This is a genomic window from Cupriavidus sp. 30B13, assembly GCF_049059565.2.
Taxonomy (GTDB): domain Bacteria; phylum Pseudomonadota; class Gammaproteobacteria; order Burkholderiales; family Burkholderiaceae; genus Cupriavidus.
This window is the reverse complement of sequence record NZ_CP188223.1, coordinates 495,439-520,054: the sequence shown is the minus strand read 5'-3', so window position 1 is coordinate 520,054 and position 24,616 is coordinate 495,439. Positions and strand designations below refer to the sequence as shown.

General features: G+C 66.6%; 19 protein-coding genes. 6 read left to right on the top strand and 13 right to left on the bottom strand.

The features are described 5' to 3' along the window. Positions 1 to 17: 17 nt before the first annotated feature. The 3 genes from ACKI2N_RS02385 to ACKI2N_RS02375 are packed head-to-tail and all read right to left on the bottom strand — an operon-like array spanning position 18 to position 3,199. Positions 18 to 2,252 carry a transposase gene (locus tag ACKI2N_RS02385; protein ID WP_420996206.1) on the bottom strand — a complete coding sequence of 745 codons (2,235 nt, stop codon included), beginning with the start codon at positions 2,250 to 2,252 and terminating at the stop codon, positions 18 to 20. Between the two features lie 35 nt (positions 2,253 to 2,287). Next, positions 2,288 to 2,800, bottom strand: a complete 513-nt coding sequence (locus ACKI2N_RS02380) for a hypothetical protein (protein ID WP_420996205.1) — start codon at positions 2,798 to 2,800, stop codon at positions 2,288 to 2,290. A 27-nt stretch (positions 2,801 to 2,827) separates the two neighbouring features. Beyond that, complete coding sequence (locus ACKI2N_RS02375) at positions 2,828 to 3,199, bottom strand: helix-turn-helix domain-containing protein (protein ID WP_420996204.1); 372 nt, start codon at positions 3,197 to 3,199, stop codon at positions 2,828 to 2,830. A 162-nt stretch (positions 3,200 to 3,361) separates the two neighbouring features. On the opposite strand from ACKI2N_RS02375, the gene ACKI2N_RS02370 reads away from it, so the two are divergent. Together ACKI2N_RS02370 and ACKI2N_RS02365 are read left to right on the top strand one after the other, a co-directional pair. Beyond that, positions 3,362 to 3,814 (top strand): helix-turn-helix domain-containing protein, encoded by a 453-nt coding sequence (locus tag ACKI2N_RS02370; RefSeq protein ID WP_420996203.1) that lies wholly within the window; start codon positions 3,362 to 3,364, stop codon positions 3,812 to 3,814. Positions 3,815 to 4,058: 244 nt separating this feature from the next. Further along, positions 4,059 to 4,676, top strand: coding sequence for a hypothetical protein (locus ACKI2N_RS02365; RefSeq protein ID WP_420996202.1), 618 nt, complete (start codon positions 4,059 to 4,061; stop codon positions 4,674 to 4,676). A gap of 581 nt (positions 4,677 to 5,257) precedes the next feature. On the opposite strand, the gene ACKI2N_RS02360 is transcribed toward ACKI2N_RS02365, so the two are convergent. From ACKI2N_RS02360 to ACKI2N_RS02330, 7 genes are all read right to left on the bottom strand, one after another. Next, a complete protein-coding gene (locus tag ACKI2N_RS02360; protein ID WP_420996201.1) occupies positions 5,258 to 6,508 on the bottom strand; it encodes a phenylacetate--CoA ligase family protein in 1,251 nt (416 codons plus the stop codon). A gap of 206 nt (positions 6,509 to 6,714) precedes the next feature. Further along, positions 6,715 to 7,530: an ABC transporter ATP-binding protein gene (locus tag ACKI2N_RS02355; RefSeq protein ID WP_059410357.1), complete on the bottom strand. Its 816-nt coding sequence runs from the start codon at positions 7,528 to 7,530 to the stop codon at positions 6,715 to 6,717. Positions 7,531 to 7,786: 256 nt separating this feature from the next. Beyond that, the gene (locus tag ACKI2N_RS02350) at positions 7,787 to 9,121 is read right to left on the bottom strand and encodes an ABC transporter substrate-binding protein (protein ID WP_420996200.1); all 1,335 of its coding nucleotides are present in this window, start codon (positions 9,119 to 9,121) and stop codon (positions 7,787 to 7,789) included. A gap of 84 nt (positions 9,122 to 9,205) precedes the next feature. Next, the gene (locus ACKI2N_RS02345; RefSeq protein WP_420996199.1) at positions 9,206 to 10,282 is read right to left on the bottom strand and encodes a branched-chain amino acid ABC transporter permease; all 1,077 of its coding nucleotides are present in this window, start codon (positions 10,280 to 10,282) and stop codon (positions 9,206 to 9,208) included. 29 nt (positions 10,283 to 10,311) lie between these two features. Then, positions 10,312 to 11,226: a branched-chain amino acid ABC transporter permease gene (locus ACKI2N_RS02340; RefSeq protein WP_020206308.1), complete on the bottom strand. Its 915-nt coding sequence runs from the start codon at positions 11,224 to 11,226 to the stop codon at positions 10,312 to 10,314. 37 nt (positions 11,227 to 11,263) lie between these two features. Beyond that, complete coding sequence (locus ACKI2N_RS02335; protein WP_420996198.1) at positions 11,264 to 12,169, bottom strand: ABC transporter ATP-binding protein; 906 nt, start codon at positions 12,167 to 12,169, stop codon at positions 11,264 to 11,266. 14 nt (positions 12,170 to 12,183) lie between these two features. Continuing rightward, positions 12,184 to 14,151: an AMP-dependent synthetase/ligase gene (locus ACKI2N_RS02330; RefSeq protein ID WP_420996197.1), complete on the bottom strand. Its 1,968-nt coding sequence runs from the start codon at positions 14,149 to 14,151 to the stop codon at positions 12,184 to 12,186. A 243-nt stretch (positions 14,152 to 14,394) separates the two neighbouring features. Between ACKI2N_RS02330 and ACKI2N_RS02325 the strand changes: the two genes are divergently transcribed. Beyond that, positions 14,395 to 15,066, top strand: a complete 672-nt coding sequence (locus tag ACKI2N_RS02325; RefSeq protein ID WP_420996196.1) for a Crp/Fnr family transcriptional regulator — start codon at positions 14,395 to 14,397, stop codon at positions 15,064 to 15,066. A gap of 33 nt (positions 15,067 to 15,099) precedes the next feature. Here ACKI2N_RS02325 and ACKI2N_RS02320 read toward each other — a convergent pair whose 3' ends face one another. The 3 genes from ACKI2N_RS02320 to ACKI2N_RS02310 form a co-directional block, all read right to left on the bottom strand. Next, positions 15,100 to 16,089: a zinc-dependent alcohol dehydrogenase family protein gene (locus ACKI2N_RS02320; RefSeq protein WP_420996195.1), complete on the bottom strand. Its 990-nt coding sequence runs from the start codon at positions 16,087 to 16,089 to the stop codon at positions 15,100 to 15,102. A gap of 33 nt (positions 16,090 to 16,122) precedes the next feature. Further along, on the bottom strand, positions 16,123 to 16,875 hold the full coding sequence (locus ACKI2N_RS02315) for an SDR family NAD(P)-dependent oxidoreductase (protein ID WP_420996194.1): 753 nt from the start codon (positions 16,873 to 16,875) through the stop codon (positions 16,123 to 16,125). Positions 16,876 to 17,092: 217 nt separating this feature from the next. After that, positions 17,093 to 17,992 (bottom strand): LysR substrate-binding domain-containing protein, encoded by a 900-nt coding sequence (locus tag ACKI2N_RS02310; RefSeq protein WP_420996193.1) that lies wholly within the window; start codon positions 17,990 to 17,992, stop codon positions 17,093 to 17,095. A gap of 642 nt (positions 17,993 to 18,634) precedes the next feature. Here ACKI2N_RS02310 and ACKI2N_RS02305 point away from each other — a divergent pair. From ACKI2N_RS02305 to ACKI2N_RS02295, 3 genes are read left to right on the top strand one after another with little or no spacing between them, the layout of a single operon-like run. After that, positions 18,635 to 19,789 (top strand): efflux RND transporter periplasmic adaptor subunit, encoded by a 1,155-nt coding sequence (locus ACKI2N_RS02305; RefSeq protein ID WP_420996192.1) that lies wholly within the window; start codon positions 18,635 to 18,637, stop codon positions 19,787 to 19,789. A gap of 40 nt (positions 19,790 to 19,829) precedes the next feature. Continuing rightward, positions 19,830 to 22,976 (top strand): efflux RND transporter permease subunit, encoded by a 3,147-nt coding sequence (locus tag ACKI2N_RS02300; protein WP_420996191.1) that lies wholly within the window; start codon positions 19,830 to 19,832, stop codon positions 22,974 to 22,976. Beyond that, positions 22,973 to 24,418, top strand: coding sequence for an AdeC/AdeK/OprM family multidrug efflux complex outer membrane factor (locus tag ACKI2N_RS02295; protein WP_420996190.1), 1,446 nt, complete (start codon positions 22,973 to 22,975; stop codon positions 24,416 to 24,418). The genes ACKI2N_RS02300 and ACKI2N_RS02295 overlap by 4 nt, the downstream gene beginning before the upstream one ends. Positions 24,419 to 24,616: the final 198 nt, after the last annotated feature.

Below are 24,616 nucleotides of genomic sequence, written 5' to 3'. Positions count from 1 at the left end.
ATGAAGTCGCTTTTGATTTACCGGAAGGCGTGCTGCACGGGTGCAACCGTGCTGCTATCGCCGCTACGCGCCACCTGGAGTTCGTGCTCCAGGTGGCGTTTTTTCATGGGCATGAACTCAGGGTGTTGCGGGTATGTGCCGTACCAGCGGATCAGGCGGGCATCGTCGATAGAACCTCCATTGGCGATAAGTTGGTCGAGTTCCAGCCACTTACGGAAGCGCAACTGCGATGTCAGCGGGATGGCGTGGACGTTGGTGGCCGGAGGTGAAACCTCGGCCGGGATGGGGTTGCTCTCGGCCTGCTTGCGGGCGTCGAGAATGTGCTGCAGGTCAGCCGGCACCGGGGCGGCTTCCTGACGACCGGCCAGCGCGCGATGGGCCGCGCCAGCGGCGGCAAGGGCCGGCGTCTCGTGCTTAACAGCGGGCTGGGGCAGCGCGGCCAGCTTGCCGGCAGCCTCCGCGCGCTTGCGCAGCAGCGATCCGATCAACTGGTCGGGGTTGGTCTTCGTGGACTTTGCCTCGCGGCGCAGCCGTTGCACGTTCTCGCGCTGCTTTTCGCGGGCGTGGGCGGCGATTTCCTTGCGCGACACACCGGTGCGCTCCGGGCAGACCGCCACGCACACGAATTCGCCCTCGTGGTAGACCACGAGCTCGCCCATGTCCGCCGTCTGACGCACGCGGACGTCGCGGCCGACATACAGGCCCAGCTCGGCGGCGATGTAGTTCGCGCCTTCGATGGTCAGGCCCTTCTTCGTCACCACATAGCTTCCCTTGCCGGCCGGCTGGGCCAGCAGCAGGTCGAGGGCGCGCTCGTCCTGGATTCGGGACAGCTTTCCGCGATAGGCCGCAGCCATTTCGAACGGGGTCTTGTCCAGGCCGCTATGCTCGCGCTGCTCGTATGTGCCCGCCAACCAGTCGTTAATGAGCTGCTGGAGCTTCGCCGCCGGCAGGGCCAGCGCAACGACCTGGTCCTTTTTGAACAGGCGCTCGGCGAAGCTCTGGCGCGCCTCAATGGCGGACCGCTCGGTAACGTTATGGCCTACGAACGCGGAGAGCGCTTCCAGGTTGGAGTGCAGGATGGTCTGGATACCGCGCTCGACGTGGGGCTTTTCCCACGGCGAGAAAGGCGCCGTCGTGTGGTGGTGGATTTCGAGCTGGCGCAGCGTTTCCTGAAAGTCCACGCTCTGGTAGTCCTTACCGTTGTCGGTCACGATTTCCTCTGGCTTACCCCAGGCCAGCAGGGCCTGGCGCAGCGCGAACTTGTGTGTCTCGGTCTTGGGGGTCGGGGCCAGCACGGCGATCATGCGGCGGCTGTACACGTCGATGACGACCGAGGCGCTGTAACGGCGTTGGGTGCCATCGTCGTCGGTCAGCATCCAGTCGGCCGGCGTCGCATCCATTTCCCAACGCTGGTTCAAGCGCACCACGTCGGCCGAGGCGTTGCCGAAGCCAGTCATGTAGTGGTTCTTCCAGTGGTCGGGGTTGGTCGACGCGCTGAGCAGCTCGGCGTTCTTGGCCTTCCAGGCTTTCAGGAAGCGGTACGCCTGGTGGTACGTCGGGACGTTAAACAGCGGCGCGCCGGTCTTCTCATCGGTGGCAGCAGCCTCGATCAGGTCCAGCAGGCTCTGCACCCCCAGGTGCGGGCGCTCGATCAGCAGCGCGATGGTCACCTTCTCCAGGAGGGGCTGGGTGGTGAAGACGTTGACGTCTTTGCGCAGGCGCCCGTCGTTCTCATCAATGAGACCGGCCATGCCGTCGCGCTCGAAGTCCAGCACCCAGCGCTGGACCGAGCGGGCGGACACCTTCGGAAAGACGACGATGACTTCGTGGGCGACCTGCAGCTCACCGGCGTTGTAGGCTTGGGCATAGGCCTCCCAACTGACCGAGCGCGTCATGTACCGGGCCGCGGCAAACCACTGTTCCCAGCTGCGCACGACGGCGAAGCGGGCGTCCAGGCGAGCCTTAACCCCCTCGGACATGTTGTCCAGGAGCTTCTTGAGGTTGGCCTCGCCCTGCAGGCGGCGCTGCTCAGCCTTCTCGGCCGCCGATTGGCGGATGCGGGCGATGGCGACGTCGATGGCAACTGCCGCGTCAGCGCTCGCGTTAAGCCCCTCTCGACGCTCGACCCTCCGCCGGATGTCGGTGGGAAGATCTGCAATGGAGAAGACTTTGCGATGACCACCTCGAACGGGCTCAAGGGAGAAAGGCCATCCCTCCCGCAAAGACAGGCGTTCTGCCGAGCGCTTCGTCATGGAAAGCGCCTCGGCAATCAAGTCGAACCCGACCTTCACTGGCGCCCCCCGCTGCGCTTGGCTTCCTCCTCGACCAGCCGGTCAAGAACCGACTTCGGCACCGTGCGACGCAGTTCAGCGAGGCGATCCTTAACAGTGCGCTCTTGGAGAGTCAGGGCGCCAATTTCCGCCAGCATGGCTTCCTGGCCTCGGTAGACCTTGCAGCCGCAGGCGGCAGCCAGAATCTCCAGAAGTCGGTAGTCACCGGTGGCAACAACCAAGGCCGGGATGGCCTCGGCGGGAAAGCGCCATCCGTCTGCGCTCGGCGCGCAGTAGCGATCTAGCATGTTCTTGCTGATGTCGTAGTGGGCAAGGCGGGAAATCTGTGCCGCCACGTCATGGCGGTCCATACCGCGACCGGCAGCACCGCCAAGGGTGTCGACCAGGGCCTCGCGGATGTTCATCGCGATGTCCAAGCTACCTGCCTCGTTCTTGGGTTGCGGGGGGACTTCATAGAAGGACAGCTCCAGCTGGTTGCTCGCTTTCGCCTGATTTGCTCGCCGTTTCATATGTCAAATCCTTGGGACGGGGCGTAGTTAAGCTGCCACCGCGCTTTCAACATTGCGATGGTTAAGTGCGCTGATAGACTTACGGGTAGACCAGCGGCCAATGCCGCGTTGATTCCGACCACTCATGGGATTGCCGCTGGCGTCATAGCGGCTTGGCCAGATTTCGGCCGGGTGCACGCCAATGGCGCCGGCGATGATTCGCTCCGCGCAAGGCCACGGCCTGTCTAACGTGGCCTTGAGCGAACCGGGTGCGTAGCCGTGCTGGAGGCTGAGCTGACGGAGGGAATACCCAGCCCGTTCCAGCGCGGCCTTGATGTCGACCCGGTGCCAGTCCTTGTTCGAACCAAGGACTGGTTTTTTTGGTGTGTTTAACTTATCCATGGGAGCAAACAATAGCATGGTGCATCACGCCACGCAACGTGTTTTGCGATGTCGCACTTCGGATTTGACATGCCAAATGGCATGTTATTTCCAACCATTTGATTCCATTGAGGATTTCGCTAAGTGCGACACAGTTGGTGAAGTGCGACACGCGTGTCGCACTTCTGGGGAGGTGTTCTGATGGCAAGTGCGACAGAAATGAGGAAGGCTGACGTTGCCGCGCGCCTGAAGGAAGCAAGGCAGTTCCTTGGCCTCTCTCAACAAAAGTTGGCCGACAAATTCGGGATTTCTAAGCCGGGATTGCAGGGCAATGAAGCAGGAAAAAGCATGCCGGGCGGGGATTTGCTGGCCTGTTACAGCAGCCTCGGGATCAGCGTCGACTGGCTGTTGACGGGGAAAGGCTCAATGACCTTTGACGACTCCGGGGAGAGAGCGCAGCCGTCAGCAGGCCCGCTGGATGTCGAGTTGTTGGAGGTGGTACTAGAAAAGCTTGAGACCAAGATCGCTGCCGCAGGCGTCCGCGCAAGCGCCAAGAAGAAGGCTGAGCTCGCTGCGCTGCTCTACGACTACATTGTCGAAACGGGGAAAGCAGAGGGGCCGAGCGTGGAGCGGATACTGCGGCTGGTCGCCTGATCTCGCCTGCAGCTTTCGCGCGCGCTAGATGCCGAGTTAAATCCCGTGGAAGCCTTGAAAACAAAGGGGCGCAGGGAAGCTGCAGCCTTTTTAGTCGAAGCTGCATGGTCCTTGCAGCTTTCTGCAGTGAGCTCGTTAAGGCCGCCGCACCGGTGGTCGATATAGAGGAAGAACAACAACTGGCCCTTCCATAGTGCGGCCGGTGGAAGGTGCCAATCTCCTGACTTCGGCCGCTCAGGAGGTAATGCAGGTGGTAGTACAAGAAAAAGGGCGCCGGTTCGCCGACGCCTGGGCCAAACTGGTCGGGGAAGATGAAGGGATGGCGCCAGCAAGCGCGCCAGGGCAGGTCATGCCCAATGTCACCGTGAGTGGTGGCACTGTCTTTGTGGGGAACGGCAACGTTCACAACGTTTTTAACGTCCGCCCCAAGGTCACAGTTGTCCAAACCGGCTGCGGCGTCCTGGATGCCGCCCAGAAACGCCGGCTCCTTGATCTACGAGACCAAATCGTAGGCGTATCAAGGGTTCTGGAGGGGCACGAGGTCTCCCCCGCAGCCGTAATGAAGCGCCTGAACACCCATATGAAGGTCAGTTCATACGCGGAGATTGCTTCCGACGCCTTTGATCGCGCCGAGAGCTACCTCGTGCGCTGGCGTGCAAGGCTGGATGGCATGCCTGGTGCGAATAGATCGGCGGGCTGGCGCGAGCGCCGGGTGCGGGCTATCCATGCGCGGTGCCAGGAGTTCGGCTGGGAGCATTGGCGCACCAACTACGTGCGCAAAGCCTGGCGGAAGGAGTCCTTGATTGACCTCTCGGATGACCAACTGGAGAAGCTGTATCTGGCCGTCATGCGCAGGAAGTGACTATGGGCGCCCGCTCTGTGCCAATCCTTGTGCAAAATCTGTTCAGAAGGTGCTCGTTTTTTGACTGTTTTGTGCCAAAGGGCGCAGAGCGGGGAAATTGGCTGAAAGCCTTGATTTTATTGGCTTTGGAGCCTTTTTTTGTTTCTTTCCTGCTATGCCAAACCAAGCACCACCCCACAAGCGCGGCGCCTATGACGTGCCCATCCGCTCCGGTCGCGGCAGCAGCTTGAACCACCGGGGCCTACGCCATCATGCAGCTTCACCGCGAATCGAACACCACCCGCGACGCCACAGGCGAGCAAACCGGTAGCGTCAGCAGCCTCGTCGAAGCCAACGTGCCCACCACGAAACCACCATCAGATTTAAAGTCTGAGCGCCCAGCCTTCTGCAAGAATCGCTTTCTTTTGGTTACTTTTCTTTTCGAGAAAAGAAAAGTGACACTTACATGTGTGCGAATGGGCTACCAAGCCCAAGCCGCTAGGCCCGCAGCCGCAAGCAGACTCCAGAATAAACCAATCAAAGTCCGAGCCGCCAGGCCCACGAAGGCATGCATACTCTAAACAAAACCCACCAATAAACCTTCACTCATAACTCCTGGCATCCTCAATCACCCTCCCGTCCTCCGGCAACGACCCCGCCGCCACAAAATGCACTTCGCCGCGCAGGCGCAATACTTCACGCAATGATTCACCGATGGCGCGTGCCAGGTTGTCGTCGCCCTGCGTGGCATCGCAATGCAGGGTCATCACGTCGGCCCCCACGCTGCCGGTGACGATCAGCCGCGCTGCCCGTACCTCGGGATGCCGCCGCATGACCTCGCCCACCTGCCCGGGATGCACAAACATCCCTTTGACCTTGGTGGTCTGGTCGGCCCGGCCGAGCCATCCCTTGAGCCGCTGGTTGGTTCGCCCGCACGGGCTGGCGCGCTCGGCGGAGCCGGCCACGAAGGCGGAGAGGTCGCCGGTGCCGAAGCGGATCAGCGGGTAATCGCCATTGCCCAGCACGGTCACCACTACCTCGCCCACCTCGCCGTCGGGCATCGGCTGCGTGCCGCCGGGCTCGACGATTTCCACCAGCACGCCTTCGTCCACTACCCAGCCGTCAGCACCTTCGCTTTCGTAGGCGATCAGGCCGACGTCGGCGCTGCCGTACATCTGCTGCACGCGGATGCCGCGCTCGCCGAACCAGGCGCGCAGCGAGGGCGGCAGCGCTTCGCCGGTGACCAGCGCCTTGCGCAGGCTGGTGCACGGCAGGCCCATCTCGTCGCCTTTCTCCAGCAGGATGCGCAGGAACGAGGGCGTGCCGGCGTAGGCGGCCGGCTGCAGGCTGGCCAGCGCCTGCACCTGCGATTCGGTCTGGCCCACGCCGGCCGGGAACACGCAGCAGCCCAGCTTGTGCGCGCCGCTTTCCATCATCATGCCGGCCGGCGTGAAGTGATAGGAGAAGGTGTTGTAGACCAGGTCCCCGGCACGGAAGCCCGCGGCGAACATGGCGCGCGCGATGCGCCACCAGTCGGCGCCGTGGCCGTCCGGCTCGTGGATGGGGCCGGGCGACTGAAAAATGTGGCGCAGGCCGCCCAGCGGCGTGGCGTTGAGCCCGCCCAGCGGCGGCGCGGCGCGCTGGCGCTGCGTGAGCTCTGACTTGCGCGTCACCGGCAGCGCGGCCAGCGCCGCGCGCGAATCGAGCGCGTCCGGGTCCACTTCGCGCAGCAGCTGCGCGAAGTAAGGCGCGTGCGCCTTGGCGTGGGCTACCTGCCGGCGCAGGTCCGCCAGCAGGGCCTGCGCGCGCGCGGCGGGCGCGCGCGTCTCCAGCGAATCGAAGTGTTCGGACATGGTTTGGCTCAGGATCGCGTATGAATGAGAATGAGCGGCTATCATCGTGATAAAAATAACTCTGCCCAGGCCGGAAGATGGTCCCGGGAAGGGCTCAGGGAGCGTAGCGAGCAGCTCGCGGCGCGTCCGAGGCGCGCAGCCGTACATGGGTACGGCGAGCACCGCGGGACGTGCCCGGGGCCGCGCAGTAAATCCATGAGTCCTTCTCAGGCGAGCCAGCGCTTCCTTCGGCGATAACTCTTGACGTCGCGGAACGAGCTGCGCCCGCCGCCCTCGCCGTCATTGGCCGCCACGCCGAGGTAGAACTCCTTCACGTCCTCGTTGGAGCGCAGCGCCTCGGCCGCGCCGTCCATCACCACGCGGCCGTTCTCGAGGATGTAGCCGTAGTCGGCATAGCGCAGCGCCACCATGGTGTTCTGCTCGGCCAGCAGGAAGCTGACCTTTTCGCGCTGGTTGAGGTCGCGCACGATCTCGAAGATCTCTTCCACGATCTGCGGGGCCAGGCCCATCGAGGGCTCGTCGAGCAAGATCATGCTGGGCTTGGCCATCATGGCCCGGCCGATCGCGCACATCTGCTGCTCGCCGCCGGAGGTGTAGCCGGCCTGCGACTTGCGGCGCGTCTTCAGGCGCGGGAAATAGGCATAGATGCGCTCGAGCGCGTCGCGCGTCTCGGCGCGCGAGAGGCCGCGCGTGTAGGCGCCGGTGAGCAGGTTTTCTTCCAGCGTGAGGTGGGCGAAGCAGTGGCGCCCTTCCATCACCTGGATCACGCCGCGCCTGACCAGCGCGTTGGGCGTGAGGCGGTCCACGCGGTCGCCGCGGTATTCGATGGAGCCCTTGGTGACGTCGCCGCGCTCGGCATGCAGCAGGTTGGAGATGGCCTTGAGCGTGGTGGTCTTGCCCGCGCCGTTGGCGCCCAGCAGCGCCACGATCCGGCCTTCCGGCACGTCGAGCGAGACGCCCTTGAGCACCAGGATGACGTGGTCGTAGATGACTTCGATGTTGTTGACGGACAAGAGGGTCATGGTACGGCTCGGTTGGTGGTTCTTTCTTGCTGCGCCTGGCGTTTTCCTGCTCCCTTCTTTCGCTGCGCGGAAGCGGAGAGGCAACAGTTGGCGGTTCAATCTCCCGCCGCCTTGCTCCCCTCTCCCGCCTGCGGGAGAGGGGTTGGGGGAGAGGGCCGGCGTTCGCCCGGAGTGAGCGCTTTCGCTTCTGCCGGCGCCCTGCCCTCTCCCCCGGCCCCTCTCCCACTTCATGGGAGAGGGGAGCAAACCAACGCCATCACGACTTCATGCACGCCGGCGTGATCCCCTTTTCCTTGGCGAACTGCGCGGCGGTGGCCTTGAACAGCGGGTGGATCAGGTTCTTGTTGCCTTCGATCCAGTCGGACACCACGGTCCACCTGGTGCCGTCCCATTGCTGGATCTTCACCTTGCCGGAGCCTTCGTGGTTGTCGCAGCTGGTCTTGATCTCGGGCAGCAGGCCGGTGGCGCCGATCTGCTGCAGGCGCGCGTTGGTGACGTTGAGGTTCTCGAAGGCCCAGCGCATGTCGTCTCCGCTCATGACCTTGCCCTTGCCGTACCTGGCCTGCGCCACGCGGATGGCTTCCACGGTGACCACGGCGGCGGACACGCCGCGGTTGTAGAGCACGGAGCCGACCTTGTTGCGGTCCTGCATGTTGCCCTTGCCGGCGCCGTAGACCACCTTGTCGATGTCGGCGATGAGCGGCACGTTCTTGCCGGCCACGTTCCAGGTGGCGCTCATGTAGCCCTTGGCGGCGTCGCCGGCGGGCACGGTGTCTTCCTCGGAGCCGGCCCACCACGAGCCGATCATCTTGTCGCGCGCGTAGCCCACCTTCTGCGCGGCCTTGAGCGCGGTCTGGTTCATCACGCCCCAGCCCCAGAAGATCACGTAGTCGGGGTTTTCCTGGCGGATCTTGAGCCATTGCGCGCCCTGCTCGTTGCCGGGGTGCGCCACCGGGATCTCGACCAGGTTGAACTTGCCGAGCTTGGCCTCGGCCTCCAGCGCGACGATGGGTTCCTTGCCGTAGGCGGAGTCGTGGTACAGGTAGACGATCTTCTTGCCGGCCAGCGAGCCGTTGTTCTTGGCGGCGAGGAACTTGACGATGGCTGAGACCTGCATCTGGTAGGTGGTGACCAGCGGGAAGGCGTAGGGGAACACCGAGCCGTCCACCGCGTCGGTGCGGCCGTAGCCCATCATCACCAGCGGCACCTTGTCGGCCGAGGTCTTGTCCACCAGCGCGTAGGAGATGCCGGTGGACATGGTGTGGTACGCGGTGCCCTTGCTGGCCGCGCTCTTGGCCTTCAGGCGCTCATAGCATTCCACGCCCTTGGCGTTGTTGTACTCGGTCTCGCACTCTTCCCACGAGAGCTTGACGCCGTTGACGCCGCCTTCCTTCAGGTTGACGTAGTTGAGATAGTCGATGAAGCCGCCGTAGAAGGACTGCCCGTTGGCGCCGTACGGCCCCACGCGGTAGCTGGGCAGCGCCACGAACTGCTCGCCGCTCTGGGCCTGCGCGGCCGGCGGCGCCAGCAGCGCGGCGCACGCGCCCGCCGCCACGGCAATGCGCTGCAGGTTGCGAATCAGGATGGTCATGACAGTCTCCTTCACCTTGGCAGGTGTGTGTTTGTTATGGAATACCCGTTTTGCTTGGTCCGACCTCGAAAACCTGTTGGCGGCTCAGTGCGGGAACGGCCACAGCCGCAGCTTTTCCTTGGCGATCTGCCACAGCCGCGCCAGCCCGTGCGGCTCCACCACCAGGAAGAAGATGATCAGCGCGCCGAACACCATCAGCTGGATGTGCGACACCGCCGCGTTGGTGAAGGGCAGGTGCAGCAGCGCGGCCAGCGGCGGCAGCAGGTTGTCCAGGAAGATCGGCAGCAGCAGGATGAAGGCCGCACCGAGGAAGGAGCCGAGGATGCTGCCCACGCCGCCGATGATGATCATGAACAGCACGCGGAACGACAGGTCCAGCGAAAAGCCGTCCGGCTCCACCGAGCCGAGGTAGCAGAACGCGTACAGCGCGCCGGCCACGCCGCAGTAGAACGAGCTGACGGCGAACGCCAGCAGCTTGGTGCGCATCAGCGGGATGCCGATCACCTCGGCGGCCACGTCCATGTCGCGCACCGACATCCAGGCGCGCCCGGTGGAGGAGCGCACCAGGTTCTTGGCCACCATCGCCAGCACCGTCACCAGCGCCAGCACGAACAGGTATTTCTTGACCGGCGTGTCGATGGCGATGCCAAACAGCGCGAGCTTCTGCGCGGTGATCACGCCCGAGGAGCTGTTGTTGGAGAACCAGGGGAACTTGGTCAGCGCCCACACCACGAAGAACTGCGCGGCCAGCGTGGCCACGGCGAGGTAGAAGCCCTTGATGCGCAGCGACGGCAGGCCGAACGCCACGCCCACCAGCGCGGCGGACAGCCCGGCCAGGATGAAGGTGAGCAGCACCGGCAGCCCTTCGATGCGCAGCTGGAAGTTGTACGCAGCATAGGCCCCCACCGCCATGAACGCGGCGGTGCCGAGCGAGAGCTGGCCGGCGTAGCCGGTCAGGATGTTCAGGCCGAGCGCGGCGAGCGCGAAGATCAGGAACGGGATCAGGATGGCGGAGAACCAGTATTCCGACGCGGTGAACGGAATCGCCACGAAGGCCACCGCCATCAGCACGGCAAAGCCGATGCGGTCCTGGCGGATGGGGAATACCTGGCTGTCGGCCACGTAGGTGGTCTTGAACTGGCCGGCTTCACGATAGAACATGGGCTTGTCTCCTGTTGGGGCCGTGCCGCTCAGACGCGGTCGATGTGCTTCTCGCCGAACAGTCCTTCCGGCCTGACGAGGAGAAACAGCAGCGCGAATACGTAGGGGAACCACCCTTCGATGCCGCCGAAGTTGCCGCCGAACGCGGACTGGAACACCGGCGGAATGTAGATCTCGGCCAGCTTCTCGGACGCGCCGATGATGAGCCCGCCGACGATGGCGCCCGGCACCGAGGTGAAGCCGCCCAGGATCAGCACCGGCAGCGCCTTGAGCGCGGTCAGCGTCAGCGCGAACTGCACGCCATTGCGCGAACCCCACAGCATGCCCGCCACCAGCGCGACGAACCCCGCCACGCCCCACACGATGGCCCAGATATGCTGCAGCGGGATCCCCAGCGACAGCGCCGCCTGGTGATCGTCCGCCACCGCGCGCAGCGCGCGGCCGACCTTGGTGAACTGGAAGAACAGCGCCAGCGCGCCGACCAGGATGCCGGCGATGGCCGCCGCGGCGAGGTCGAACTTGGACAGCACGATATTGAAGCGCGTGAGGATGGCTTCGATCGGCTCGTCGACGATGCCGAGGTTGATGGGCCGCACCTCGTTGCCGAACAGCAGCGGCCCCAGCCCTTCGAGGAAGAAGGACAGGCCGATGGTGGCCATGAACAGCGTGATGGGCGGCTGGTTGACCAGCTTGCGCAGCACGAAGCGCTCGGTGCTGATGCCCACCACCAGCATCACGCCGAAGGCGCCGATCACGGCGGCCCACATCGGCAAGCCCTTGTCCATCAGCCCCACCACCGCCAGCGCGGCGAAGTAGACCATGGCGCCCTGGGCGAAGTTGAACACGCCCGAGGCCTTGTAGATCAGCACGAAGCCGAGCGCCACCAGCGAGTACATCAGTCCCGACAGCAGGCCGCCGATCAGGATCTCGAAGAAGAAGGTCATGGTGTTCCCTGTTTCCGGTTACCTGGATCCCGCGCGCTCAGTGCCCGGCGCCGAGGTAGGCGCGGATCACGTCCGGGTTGGCCTTGACCACGTCGGGCGTGCCGTCGCCGATCTTCTTGCCGTAGTCGAGCACCACCACGCGGTCGGAGATGTCCATCACCACGCCCATGTCGTGCTCGATCAGCACGATGGTGGTGCCGAACTGGTGGTTCACGTCGAGGATGAAGCGGCACATGTCCTGCTTTTCTTCCACGTTCATGCCGGCCATCGGCTCGTCGAGCAGCAGCATGGACGGCTCGGCCGCCAGCGCGCGGGCGAGTTCCACGCGCTTTTGCAGGCCGTAGGGCAGGCGTCCCACCGGGGTCTTGCGGATGGCCTGGATCTCCAGGAAGTCGATCACTTCCTCCACCTTGCGGCGGTGCTGCATTTCCTCGTTGCGCGCCGGGCCCCACCACAGCGCGTTGGCCAGCAGGCCACTGCGGAACTTGGTGTTGCGCCCGGTCATGATGTTGTCGAGCACGGTCATGCCCTTGAACAGCGCGATGTTCTGGAAGGTGCGCGCGATGCCCTGGCGCGCGGCCTCGGTGGGATGCATCTTGCGGCGCTCCTGGCCGCGGAACACGATGCGGCCCTGCTGCGGGTGGTAGACCCCGTTGATGACGTTGAGCATGGAACTCTTGCCCGCGCCGTTGGGGCCGATGATGGCGCGGATCTCGTGCTCGCGCACGTCGAACGAGATGTCGGTGAGCGCCTTCACGCCGCCGAACGAGAGCGAGATGTTCTGCAGGTCCAGGATCACGTCGCCGGCCTGGCGCGCGTGCGCCTGCGCGGGCTGCGCCTCGTCCTGCACCGGGGCCGCCGCGATCGCCGCGGTGGCCGCCCCGCTCCATGCGGGCTGGCCATCGCCGCCGCGCGCTACGCCTTGCCATGCCATCTGGGTCATCCTTGCGTCTCCGCTCATGCCGCGCGCGCCGCGCCGGCAGCCGGCGCAAAGCGCTTCACATCGACCAGCTTCAGGGTGGCCGAGACGCTGCCTTCGCGCCCGTCCTCGAACTTCACGCGCGTCTCGATGAACTGCTCGGCGCGGCCGGCGAACAGCGCGTCGACCAGCGCCGCGTATTTCTCCGCGATAAAGCCGCGCCGCACCTTGCGCGTGCGCGTGAGCTCGTCGTCGTCCGGGTCGAGCTCCTTGTGCAGGATCAGGAAGCGCGCCACCTGCGAGCCGGCCAGCATGGCGTCGGCCGCGAGGTCGGCGTTCACCTGCTCCACGCACTCGCCGATCATGGCGATCACCTCGGGCTGGGCGGCCAGGTCGATATAGCCGGCATACGCCAGGTGGCGCCGCTCGGCCCAGTTGCCCACCGCGTCGAAATCGATGTTGATGAACACGCAGACGCGGTCGCGCCCGGTGCCGAAGGCCACCGCTTCCTTGATGTAGGGAAAGAACTTGAGCTTGTTCTCGATGTACTTGGGCGCGAACATCGCGCCGTCGGCGAGCTTGCCGACGTCCTTGGCGCGGTCGATGATCTTGAGGTGGCCGTCGGCGTCGATCACGCCGGCGTCGCCGGTCATGAAATAGCCTTCGTCGTTGATGGCCTCGCGGGTGGCGTCGTCGCGCTTGTAGTAGGACTTGAGCAGGCCCACGCCGCGCACCAGCACCTCGCCGTTGTCGGCGATGCGGATCTCCATGCCGGGCGCGGCCGGGCCGACGGAGTCGAACTTGACCTTGCCGTCCGGCTGCAGGCAGACGTAGGCGCAGGTCTCGGTCTGGCCGTAGAACTGCTTGAGATTGACGCCGATGGAGCGGTAGAAGCGGAACAGGTCCGGGCCGATGGCCTCGCCCGCGGTGTAGCCCACGCGGATGCGGCTCATGCCGAGCACGTTGCGCAGCGGCCCGTAGATCAGCGCTTCGCCGGCGGCGTAGCGCAGGCGCTCGGCCAGCGGCACCGGACGCCCGTCGAGGATGTCGGTGCCGCAGCGGCGCGCCACGTTCATGGCCCAGTGGAACAGGCGGCGCTTGGCCCAGCCCGCGTCTTCCATGCGGATCATCACCTGCGTGAGCAGGTTCTCGTAGATGCGCGGCGGCGCGAAGTAATAGGTGGGGCCGATCTCGCGCAGGTCGGTCATCACGGTGTCGCGCGACTCGGGGCAGTTCACCGTGAAGCCGGCCACCAGGGCCTGCGCGTAGGAGAACAGGTTGTCGCCGACCCACGCCATCGGCAGGTAGGACAGCACGTCGTCGCCGGGCACCAGGCCGTCGAACGCGCAGCCGTTGCGCGCCGCGCCGATCAGGCCGCGGTGCGAGTGGCACACGCCCTTGGGCTTGCCGGTGGTGCCGGAGGTGTAGAGGATGATGGCGGTGTCCTCGGGCGAGCCGGCCGCGACGGCGGCGTCGAAGAAGCCCGGGTTGGCGCGGTCGAACTCGCGGCCGATCTCCTGCAGGCGCTGGTACGACATCAATGCCGGTTGGTCGTAGCCGCGCAGCCCGCGCGGGTCTTCGTAGATGATGTGGCGCACCGCGCGGCCCTGCCGCGCGAGCTGGGCCTCGACCTCGAGCAGCTTGTCGACCTGCTCCTGGTCCTCGACGACGGCGAAGTCGATCTCGGCGTCGTCGAGCACGTAGACCATCTCGCCGCCGATGGCGTCCTGGTACAGCGGCACGGGCACGCCGCCGAGCGCCTGCGCGGCGCTCATGGCCCAGTACAGGCGCGGGCGGTTGTCGCCCACCACCGCCAGGTTCATGCCGCGCGCGAAGCCGAGCGCGGCCAGCCCGCAGGCCAGCGCGCGCACTTCCTGCGCGGCCTGCGCCCAGCTGTAGGTCTGCCAGATACCGAGGTCCTTCTCGCGGTAGGCCGGGCTTCCGGGCCGCTGCTGGGCATGCGCCAGCAGCAGGCGCGGGAAGGTCGTCGCCGACGGTTCCTGCATCGCTGTCTCCTTTCCCTCGGCGGCGGGGCTCCGCAGCCGGTGTCAAGCCTGCTTCCGCTGGTTATACTTGGCCTGTTTTGCCCGCCGGCGGCCATGCGGCCGCCGCGTCGCAACAAGCCCGCCGCGCCTGTCCTGGCGCGCACTCGCGGTTCGTGGTGATCGTAAGATAGTTCATGCCATTTCCCCCGGTTGTCACGCCGGTGACAATTCGGGGTTAATCCCTACGGGAAGGGTTTTCAGCTAATGCTTAACGATTTCGTGGACCGCTGCGTGTGGGCGGCCGACCTCACGCCGGAGCAGCGCGAGCGCGTGCGCCGCGCCATGTGCGTGCGCGAATACAGCCAGGGCGACTACGTTTGCCACAAGGGCGACGTGGCCGAGCACTGGCTGGGCGTGCTCGAAGGCATCGTCAAGATCACCACGGTGTCGCCCTCGGGCAAGTCGGTGACCTTCACCGGCGTGCCCACCGGCGGCTGGTTCGGCGAGGGCGCGGTGCTCAAGCGCGAGATCCGCAAGTACGACGTGATGGCGCTGCGGCGCTCGCGCATCGCCTTCCTGCCGCTCGACACGTTCCAGTGGCTGCTCGATACCAGCCTGCCGTTCACGCGCTTCCTGCTCACGCAGTTCAACGAGCGGCTCGGGCAGTTCATCGCCGCGGTGGAGTACGAGCGCCTGCTCGACATCGACTCGCGCGTGGCGCGCGCGGTGTCGTCGCTGTTCAACGAGCACCTGTATCCGGGGCTGGGCACCACGCTGGAGATCTCGCAGGAGGAGATCGGGCTGCTGGCTGGCATCTCGCGCCAGCGCGCCAACCAGGCGCTCAAGGTGCTGGAGCAGCAGGGGCTGGTGAAGGTGGACTACGGGGTGATCGAGGTGCTGGACCTGGAGGGGCTGCGGCAGTACGGGGGGGAGTGAGCCTCCCCGCGCCTGCCGGTCCGGCGCGCGCCGCTACAAGGTGACGACGATCTTGCCGACCTGCGCGTTCGACTCCATGTAGCGGTGCGCCTCGGCCATGTCGGCGAAGGCGAAGGTCTTGTCCACCACCGGCTTGAGCTGGCCGGAGGCGAGGCCGGCGTTGACGAAGTCGCGGGCCTTGCGCAGCTTGTCCGGGTCGGTGGTGATCTCGAACAGCTCGTAGCCGCGCAGCGTCAGGTGCTTGCCGAGCAGGTCCATCACCGGCACCGGGATGTCGCCGGCGTCGAGCGCGCCGTACTGGAAGAAGATGCCGTCGACGGACAGCGCCTTGAGCAGCTTGGCGGCTTGCGGGCCGCCCACGGGGTCGAACGCCATGCGCGCGCCGGCGCCGCCGGTGATGCGCGCCACTTCGGCGACCAGATCCTGCTCCTGCATGGCGACGACGTGCGCCGCGCCGGCGTCCAGCAGCGCCTGCCGCTTGGCGCTGCCGCGCGTCAGGGCCACCGGCACCGCGCCCACCATCCTGGCGATCTGGATGGCGGCCAGTCCCACGCTGCTGGAGGCCGCGCGCACCAGCACGGTCTCGCCGGCGCGCAGGTTGCCGAATTCGACCAGCGCGCCGTAGGCGGTGACGAACATCATCCACGCGGCGGCGGCGTCGACGAACGGCAGGCCGCGGGGATGCCTGACCACCGCGTGGGCGGGCGCGTTGACCAGCTCGCCGTACATGCCGTAGTCGGCGAACGAGAAGGCGGGCACCACGCTGACCTTGTCGCCGGGCGCGAAGCCCGCCACGCCGTCGCCGACCGCCTCCACCACGCCGGCGGCTTCATAGCCCAGGCGGGCCGGAAAGCGCGGCTCGATCACGTATTGCCCGCTGCGGTACATCACTTCGGCGCGGTTCAGGCCGATCGCCTTGACGCGGATCTGCACTTCGCCGGCGCCGGGCGCGGCCACTTCGACCTCATGCAGTTCCAGCACCTCGGGACCGCCGGTGCGGTTGAACTGGTAAACCTTTGGCATTGCGTTGTTCTCTTGGCGGTGGAAAGGAATCGTTCAGAAGGAATAGCGGCGCATGCCGCCGTCGACCACCGTCACCGTGCCGGTGATATAGCGCGCACGCGGCGACACCAGGAAGGTCACCACGTTGGCCACGTCCTCGGGCTCGCCGAAGTCGCGCAGGGCGATCTCGCGCTCGGCGAACTTGCGGCGCTCGTCGCCGGGATACAGGCGGCGGATCTGCGCGGTGTCGATCAGGCCGGGCTGCACGCAGTTGACCGTGATGCCATGCGGGCCGAGCTGCTCGGACAGGCCCTTGGACCAGACCACGAGGCCGGCCTTGGCCACCATCGCGGCGTTCACGACTTCCGGCTCCAGGTTGCCGGACAGGCTCACGATGGCGCCCGCCTTGCGTTCGAGGAAATTGGGCAGCAGCGCCTGGGTGAGCTGGCGGTGGCGGTCGAAGTTGAGCGTCATGCCTTCGAGCCATTGCGCCTCGGGGGCGTCCACGCCCATCGGGCGGCTGCCGCCGGCGTTGTTGACGAGGATGTCGACGTGGCCGAGCTGCGCCAGCGCGGCGTCGACGATGCGGCGCGGGCCGTCGTCGGCGACGAAGTCCTGCGCCAGCAGGACGGGCTCGGCGCCGCCGGCGGCGACGATATCGTCGGCCAGGCTGGCGAGCAGCGCCTCGTTGCGCGCGGTTGCGAACACCTTGGCGCCTTCGGCGGCCAGCGCCATGGCGATGGCGCGGCCGATGCCCTGGCTGGCGCCGGTGACCACGGCGGTCTTGCCGTTGAGGTGCAGGTCCATCTTGGTTTTCCCGGGTTGGTGCCGCCTTGGCGGCGGGCGGTGAGCGGGCGCCAGCGCCGCCCTCGTCGCCCAACCTTGGAATGCAAAGACCAGCACTGCCCGCGGCGCGAATCTACGCGCAATGCGCGCGCCGATAAACGCGCGCCGGGGAACTTGATTATTACTGCGGCCATAACAATGGCGACGGCGACAAAGACCGCGCCAGCGATGACAATGCTCAGGCCAGTCCCTGCTCGACGAAGAGCCGCGCCAGCCAGCCGATGAACGCGTCCACCTTTGGCGGGCGATAGCGGCGCTCGGTCACGACCACGGAAATCGGCCGGGGCACCGCCTTGATGCCGGGCAGGATCTCGACCAGCTGCCCGGCGTCGATATAGGGCTGCAAGGCCGGGCGCAGGCCCTGCAGCAGCCCCATGCCGGCCAGCCCGCAGGCGTGGAACGCTTCGGAGTCGTCCACCACGATGTCGCTGTGCACGTGTTTCGACACGATGGCGCCATCCGCCTCGAACTGCCATTCGAGCGTGCGCCGGCCGTGCTGGATCAGGAAATTGACCGCGACGTGCCGGTCGAGGTCGTCGAGGCACGCCGGCGTGCCGTGCCGGGACAGGTAGTCCGGCGAGCCGCACGTCACCATCGGGATGGTGCCGACGCGGCGCGCCACCAGGCTGGAGTCCGCCAGCTCACCGAGCCGCACCGCGCAGTCCACGCCTTCGCCGATCAGGTCGACCGGGTGGTCCGAGCAGCGCAGGATCAGTTCGATGGCCGGATAGCGTCGGCGGAAGTCGGGCAGGGCCGGCACGATGATGGCCTTGGCCACCGCGGTGGGCACGTCCAGGCGCAGCTTGCCCTTGGGCGGGTGGGTGGGCGAGAACAGCGCGAGCGCGTCGGCGAAGTCGCCCAGGAGCTGGGTGCAGCGCTGGTAAAACTCCTCGCCCTCCTCGGTCATGCTCAGCTTGCGCGTGGTACGGCGCAGCAGTTGCACGCCGAGCTCCTGCTCCAGTTGCTGGATGGCCTTGGTCACGGCGGGGCGATGGAGCTGATTGGCTTGCGCGGCGCGCGCGAAGCTGCCGTGATCGACCACCTGGACGAAGATTCCCATCGCTTCGAACATGTTCATGCCTGCATTGTCCTGTCTTGAAGACCGCGTGAAGACCGTGGCGCCCGTGCAGCGCGCCGGCGCGCTCCATTTTCGTTCATCGGCCGCGCGCGGTCCGGCGGCTGCGTTCGCCCCCGCCGCACGCACCAAAGTGGCTCACTGCGGCCCTGGCGCTGCGACAACATGCCGCAGAGCGCGCGGCGGTTTCGCCGCTCGCATTAATCGTTTGAAATATTTCGCCCGGACAATGCCGGGAAAACCCGGCGCAGCCGGGATAGAATCGCCTATCTGCGTATCGGTAGGTGGACTCGCGCCCGTGATGGAGAGGCCCCGGCGGCACGTTCCTTGCTCGCTTCAGCGGCATGACGGCGACTGTCCCGACCCGCCCGACACCAGGCCTCCTCATGTACCGCGCCGCAGGCGACAGCCGGCGCCGGCAGCCCGGAGCGCCCTTTGTCTGAACTTTTTCATTTCCCTATAATCCTCTTGTCAACATCTGACCTGTCAGCTACCTTCGCATCTTAATCGCTGCCGGACATCCGGCATAGGCGCCTGCAGGCGGGCGCTCTCACTCAACCGTATCGGCTGACCCACGCGACCGCAGGATGGACGGTCCGGAGGTCGATCGGGTCTCGCAGTCTTTCAATCTTCTAGGAAATCGCAATGCAACGATCGCGCATCACGCGTGCTTTGATTCTGGGCGTGCCGGGGATTGCCCTGGCCGCGCTCGCCGGATGCGGCAAGAAAGAGCAAGCGGCGGCTCCGCAGCCGCCGCAGGTCGGGGTGGTCACGCTGGCACCGCAGTCGGTCATGGTCGACTCCGAGCTGCCGGGCCGCACCTCGGCCTACCTGGTCGCCGAAGTGCGGCCGCAGGTCGACGGCATCATCCAGCGCCGGCTGTTCAAGGAAGGCAGCGACGTCAAGCAAGGGCAGCAGCTGTACCAGATCGACCCGGCCACCTACGACGCGACCTACAAGAGCGCCCAGGCCACGCTGGAATCGAGCCGCCTGCTGGCCGAGCGCTACGGCCGCCTGGTGGCCGACGAAGCGGTCAGCAAGCAGGCCGCGGCCGAGGCCAAGGCGTCGTTCCTGCAGGCGCAGGCCGCCGTGCAGCGCGCCGAGATCAACCTGCGCTACACCAAGGTGCTGGCGCCGATCTCCGGGCGCATCGGCCGCTCCACCGTGACCGAGGGCGCGCTGGCGGTCAACGGCCAGGCCACCGCGCTGGCCACGGTCCAGCAGATCGACCCGATCTACGTCGACGTGACCCAGCCTTCGTCCACGCTGCTGCGCCTGCGCCGCGAGCTGGCCGACGGCAAGCTCGACAGCGCCGGCACCAACGCCGCCAAGGTGAGCCTGCGGCTGGAGGACGGCACGGTCTATCCCGAGGCGGGCCGGCTGGAGTTCTCCGAAGTGTCGGTGGACCAGGGCACCGGCTCGGTGACGCTGCGCGCGGTGTTCCCGAACCCGAACCACGTGCTGCTGCCGGGCATGTTCGTGCACGCGCGCCTGAGCGAAGGCGTCAAGGCCAACGCGATCCTGGCGCCGCAGGTCGGCGTCACGCGCGACCTCAAGGGCCAGGCTACCGCGCTGGTGGTCAACGCCAAGGATGAGGTCGAGCTGCGCACGCTCACCACCGAGCGCGCCGTGGGCGACAAGTGGCTGGTGACCAGCGGCCTGAGCGCCGGCGACCGCGTCATCGTCGAGGGCCTGCAGTTCGTGCGCCCGGGCGCCAAGGTCAAGGCGGTACCGGCAGCGGCCACGGCCACGGCCACGGCCGGCGGCGCGTCGGATGCCGCCGCGCTGGCCAAGTCCTGAGCGCTAGCCAGAGCAAGGAACAAGGGATAAGGAATCCTCCATGTCTAAATTCTTCATCGATCGCCCGATCTTCGCGTGGGTGATCGCGCTGGTCATCATGCTCGCCGGCGTGCTGTCGATCCGGGCACTGCCGATCAGCCAGTACCCGGCCATCGCGCCGCCGACCATCGCCATTTCGGTCAACTACCCCGGCGCTTCCGCCGAGACGGTGCAGGACACGGTCGTGCAGGTCATCGAGCAGCAGCTCAACGGCCTGGACCGCCTGCGCTACATCTCGTCGGAAAGCAACTCCGACGGCAGCATGACCATCACCGTGACCTTCGAGCAAGGCACCAACCCGGACATCGCGCAGGTCCAGGTGCAGAACAAGCTGCAGCTGGCCACGCCGCTGCTGCCGCAGGAAGTGCAGCAGCAGGGTATCCGCGTGACCAAGTCGGTGCGCAACTTCCTGCTCATCGTGGGCCTGATCTCGACCGATCCGAAGGTGACGCGCGAGGACTTGTCGAACTACATCGTCTCGAACATCCAGGATCCGCTGTCGCGCACCTATGGCGTGGGCGACTTCCAGGTGTTCGGCTCGCAGTACGCGATGCGCGTGTGGATCGACCCGGCCAAGCTCAACAGCTACCAGCTCGCGCCGCTCGACGTCAGCAACGCCATCAAGGCGCAGAACGTGCAGGTGGCCTCGGGCCAGCTGGGCGGGCTGCCGGCGGTCAAGGGCCAGCAGCTCAATGCCAGCGTGATCGGCAAGACCCGCCTGCAGACCAGCGAGCAGTTCGGCAACATCCTGCTCAAGGTCAACCCGGACGGCTCGCAGGTGCGCCTGAAGGACGTGGCGCAGGTCGAGCTGGGCGGGCAGGACTACAACATCAACGCGCAGTACAACGGCCAGCCGGCGTCCGGCATCGCCGTGCGCCTGGCCAGCGGCGCCAACGCGCTGGAGACGGTCAAGGCGATCCGCACCACGCTGGACCAGCTGCAGCCGTTCTTCCCGCCGGGCATGAAGGTGGTGTATCCGTATGACACCTCGCCGGTGATCTCGGGCTCCATCCACGAGGTGGTGAAGACGCTGCTCGAGGCCATCGTGCTGGTGTTCCTGGTGATGTACCTGTTCCTGCAGAACGTGCGCGCCACGCTGATCCCGACCATCGCCGTGCCGGTGGTGCTGCTGGGCACCTTCGGCGTGCTGGCGGCGTTCGGCTACTCGATCAACACGCTGACCATGTTCGGCATGGTGCTGGCGATCGGCCTGCTGGTGGACGATGCCATCGTGGTGGTGGAGAACGTCGAGCGGGTGATGGCCGAGGAAGGGCTGTCTCCCAAGGAGGCCGCGCGTAAGTCGATGGGGCAGATCCAGGGCGCGCTGGTGGGCATCGCGATGGTGCTGTCGGCGGTGTTCCTGCCGATGGCGTTCTTCGGCGGCTCGACCGGCGTGATCTACCGCCAGTTCTCGATCACCATCGTCTCGTCGATGGTGCTGTCGGTGCTGGTGGCGCTGGTGCTGACGCCGGCGCTGTGCGCCACCATGCTCAAGCCGATCGACAAGGGCGACCACGGCGAGCACAAGCGCGGCTTCTTCGGCTGGTTCAACCGCAAGTTCATCGCCACCACGCAGGGCTATGAGCGCAGCGTGAAGGGAATCCTGCGCCGCCGCATCCCGTTCCTGCTGCTCTACATCGCGATCGTCGCGGCGATGGCCTTCCTGTTTACGCGCATCCCGACCTCGTTCCTGCCGGAAGAAGACCAGGGCGTGCTGTATGCCCAGGTGCAGACCCCGTCGGGCGCGACCGCCGAGCGCACGCAGAAGGTGCTGGACCAGATGCGCGAGTACCTGCTCAAGGACGAGGGCAAGGTGGTGGACTCGCTGTTCACGGTGAACGGCTTCAACTTCGCCGGCCGCGGCCAGAACTCGGGCCTGGCGTTCATCCTGCTCAAGCCGTGGGAGGAGCGCAGCGGCGAGAACACCAGCGTGTTCGACCTGACCCAGCGCGCGCAGCGCAAGTTCGCCTCGTTCCGCGATTCGCTGTCGTTCGCGTTCGCGCCGCCCGCGGTGCAGGAACTGGGCAACGCGACCGGCTTCGACCTCTACATGCAGGACCAGGCCGGCCTGGGCCACCTGGCGCTGATGAACGCGCGCGACAAGTTCCTGCAACTGGCGGCGAAGAACCCGGTGCTCCAGCGCGTGCGGCCGAACGGCCTGAACGACCAGCCGCAGTACCTGCTGGAGATCGACGACGAAAAGGCGCGCGCGCTCGGCGTCTCGCTGTCGGACATCAACAACACGGTGTCCATCGCGTGGGGCTCGAGCTACGTCAACGACTTCATCGACCGTGGCCGCGTCAAGCGGGTCTACCTGCAGGGCCAGGCCAACTCGCGCATGAACCCGGACGACGTGGACAAGTGGTTCGTGCGCAACGACAAGGGCGCGATGGTGCCGTTCTCGGCCTTCGCCACCGGCAAGTGGGGCTATGGCTCGCCCAAGCTGCAGCGCTACAACGGCGTGCCGGCGGTGGAAGTGCTCGGCGAGCCGGCCGCGGGCCGCAGCTCGGGCGAGGCGATGGCGGCGGTCGAGGAAATCATGAAGCAGATGCCGCCGGGCATCGGCTACGCGTGGACCGGGCTGTCGTATGAGGAGCGGCTGTCGGGCTCGCAGGCGCCGGCGCTGTACGCACTGTCGCTGCTGGTGGTGTTCCTGTGCCTGGCCGCGCTGTACGAAAGCTGGTCGATCCCGTTCTCGGTGATGCTGGTGGTGCCGCTGGGCGTGATCGGCGCGCTGCTGGCCACGCTCCTGCGCGGGCTGTCCAACGACGTGTTCTTCCAGGTGGGCCTGCTGACCACGGTCGGCCTGTCGGCCAAGAACGCGATCCTGATCGTCGAGTTCGCCAAGGAGCTGCATGAGCAGGGCAAGGGCATGGTCGAGGCGGCGGTCGAGGCCTGCCGCATGCGGCTGCGCCCGATCATCATGACCTCGCTGGCGTTCATGCTGGGCGTGGCGCCGCTGGCGGTATCGAGCGGCGCCGGCGCCGGCAGCCAGCACGCCATCGGCACTGGCGTGATCGGCGGCATGGTGACGGCCACCGTCCTGGCCATCTTCTGGGTGCCGCTGTTCTTCGTCGTGGTCGGCTCGCTGTTCAAGCGCAAGCCGCACGCCGACGCGGCCCCCCTCAATACGGAAGCGCTCCAATGAAAAAACACGTGATTAGCCTGGCCGCCGCGGCGGCGCTCGCTGCGCTGTCCGGTTGCAGCCTGATTCCGCACTACGAGCGCCCGGCCGCGCCGGTGGCGGGCGCCTATCCGCAGGGCCCGGCCTACCCGCAGGCCGGCGCAACCGCCCAGGCGCCGCAGGCGACCGAGCTCGGCTGGCGCGATTTCTTCGCCGATCCGCGCCTGCGCCGCCTCATCGAGACGGCGCTCGACAACAACCGCGACCTGCGCGTGGCCGCGCTCAACGTGGAGGCTTACCGCGCGCAGTACCGCATCCAGCGCGCCGAGCTGTTCCCCGAGGTGGACGCCAGCGCGTCGGGCTCGCGCCAGCGCGTGCCGGCCGACCTGTCGAACACGGGCCAGCGCGTCATCAGCAGCAGCTACGGCGTGTCGCTCGGCACCACGGCTTGGGAGCTCGACCTGTTCGGGCGCGTGCGCAGCCTGAGCACCGCCACGCTGGAGCGCTACTTCGCCAGCCAGGAAGCCATGCGCGGCACCCATATCGCGCTGGTCTCAAGCGTGGCGGATGCATACCTGACGCTGCGCGCCGACGAGGCGCTGCTGCAGCTCACGCGCGACACGCTCGGCACCTACGAGCGCAGCTACCGCCTGACCAGGCGCAGCTACGACGAGGGCGTGGCCTCGCGCCTGGACCTGCGCCAGGCGCAGACCAGCGTGGAGACCGCGCGCGCCAGCCTGGCCCGCTACACGCGCCAGGTCGCGCAGGACGAGAACGCGCTGCTGCAGCTGCTCGGCACCAGCAGCATGCCGGCCGACCTGCCGCCGGGCCTGGAGCTGGACCAGAAGCTGCTGGCCGAGGTCCCGGCCGGACTGCCGTCGGACCTGCTGCAGAACCGGCCCGACATCCTGTCGGCCGAGCACCAGTTGCTGTCGGCCAACGCCGACATCGGCGCGGCGCGCGCGGCGTTCTTCCCCAGCATCAGCCTGACGGCCTCCGCCGGCACGGCCAGCAACCAGCTCTCCGACCTGTTCTCGGCGGGCTCGGGCACCTGGCTGTTCCAGCCGCACATCAACCTGCCGCTGTTTACCGCGGGCAGCTTGTCGGCGAGCCTGGACTACGCGCGCATCCAGAAGGACATCAACGTAGCCCAGTACGAGCGCACCATCCAGACGGCCTTCCGCGAAGTGGCCGACGGGCTTGCCGCGCGCGGCACGTTCGGCGACCAGCTCCAGGCGCAGATGCGCCTGGTCGACGCGACGCAGGACTACTACCGGCTGGCCGAGCAGCGCTACCGCACCGGCGTCGACAACTACCTGACCGTGCTCGATGCGCAGCGCCAGCTGTTCAACGCGCAGCAGGTGCTGATCGGCGACCGGCTCAACCAGCTGAGCAGCGAGGTCAACCTGTACAAGGCACTCGGGGGTGGATGGAAGGAAGCTTCTGCGGGGACGCCGGCTTCTTAAGCCGGCCGGTGGGGGTGGGCGGTGCGTTTGCGGTACGCGGAGTCTTGCGCTTCGTGGTGGCGCCCGCCCTCTCCCCCGGCCCCTCTCCCGCAGGCGGGAGAGGGGAGAACACCGTTGCGTGCTTGAGGTCTCGTGACCTGCTGGCGAAGGCCGACAACCACAGTCTTGCTCCCCTCTCCCGCCTGCGGGAGAGGGGCC

Excerpts from the sequence above, each read along its gene's own strand:
- ACKI2N_RS02345 (WP_420996199.1), bottom strand. The coding sequence starts at position 10,282 with ATGTTCTATCGTGAAGCCGGCCAGTTCAAGACCACCTACGTGGCCGAC.
- ACKI2N_RS02310 (WP_420996193.1), bottom strand. The coding sequence starts at position 17,992 with ATGAACATGTTCGAAGCGATGGGAATCTTCGTCCAGGTGGTCGATCAC.
- ACKI2N_RS02325 (WP_420996196.1), top strand. The coding sequence starts at position 14,395 with ATGCTTAACGATTTCGTGGACCGCTGCGTGTGGGCGGCCGACCTCACG.
- ACKI2N_RS02365 (WP_420996202.1), top strand. The coding sequence starts at position 4,059 with ATGCAGGTGGTAGTACAAGAAAAAGGGCGCCGGTTCGCCGACGCCTGG.
- ACKI2N_RS02375 (WP_420996204.1), bottom strand. The coding sequence starts at position 3,199 with ATGCTATTGTTTGCTCCCATGGATAAGTTAAACACACCAAAAAAACCA.
- ACKI2N_RS02370 (WP_420996203.1), top strand. The coding sequence starts at position 3,362 with ATGGCAAGTGCGACAGAAATGAGGAAGGCTGACGTTGCCGCGCGCCTG.
- ACKI2N_RS02380 (WP_420996205.1), bottom strand. The coding sequence starts at position 2,800 with ATGAAACGGCGAGCAAATCAGGCGAAAGCGAGCAACCAGCTGGAGCTG.
- ACKI2N_RS02315 (WP_420996194.1), bottom strand. The coding sequence starts at position 16,875 with ATGGACCTGCACCTCAACGGCAAGACCGCCGTGGTCACCGGCGCCAGC.
- ACKI2N_RS02355 (WP_059410357.1), bottom strand. The coding sequence starts at position 7,530 with ATGACCCTCTTGTCCGTCAACAACATCGAAGTCATCTACGACCACGTC.
- ACKI2N_RS02360 (WP_420996201.1), bottom strand. The coding sequence starts at position 6,508 with ATGTCCGAACACTTCGATTCGCTGGAGACGCGCGCGCCCGCCGCGCGC.
- ACKI2N_RS02320 (WP_420996195.1), bottom strand. The coding sequence starts at position 16,089 with ATGCCAAAGGTTTACCAGTTCAACCGCACCGGCGGTCCCGAGGTGCTG.
- ACKI2N_RS02385 (WP_420996206.1), bottom strand. The coding sequence starts at position 2,252 with ATGACGAAGCGCTCGGCAGAACGCCTGTCTTTGCGGGAGGGATGGCCT.
- ACKI2N_RS02335 (WP_420996198.1), bottom strand. The coding sequence starts at position 12,169 with ATGACCCAGATGGCATGGCAAGGCGTAGCGCGCGGCGGCGATGGCCAG.
- ACKI2N_RS02300 (WP_420996191.1), top strand. The coding sequence starts at position 19,830 with ATGTCTAAATTCTTCATCGATCGCCCGATCTTCGCGTGGGTGATCGCG.
- ACKI2N_RS02295 (WP_420996190.1), top strand. The coding sequence starts at position 22,973 with ATGAAAAAACACGTGATTAGCCTGGCCGCCGCGGCGGCGCTCGCTGCG.
- ACKI2N_RS02305 (WP_420996192.1), top strand. The coding sequence starts at position 18,635 with ATGCAACGATCGCGCATCACGCGTGCTTTGATTCTGGGCGTGCCGGGG.
- ACKI2N_RS02340 (WP_020206308.1), bottom strand. The coding sequence starts at position 11,226 with ATGACCTTCTTCTTCGAGATCCTGATCGGCGGCCTGCTGTCGGGACTG.
- ACKI2N_RS02330 (WP_420996197.1), bottom strand. The coding sequence starts at position 14,151 with ATGCAGGAACCGTCGGCGACGACCTTCCCGCGCCTGCTGCTGGCGCAT.
- ACKI2N_RS02350 (WP_420996200.1), bottom strand. The coding sequence starts at position 9,121 with ATGACCATCCTGATTCGCAACCTGCAGCGCATTGCCGTGGCGGCGGGC.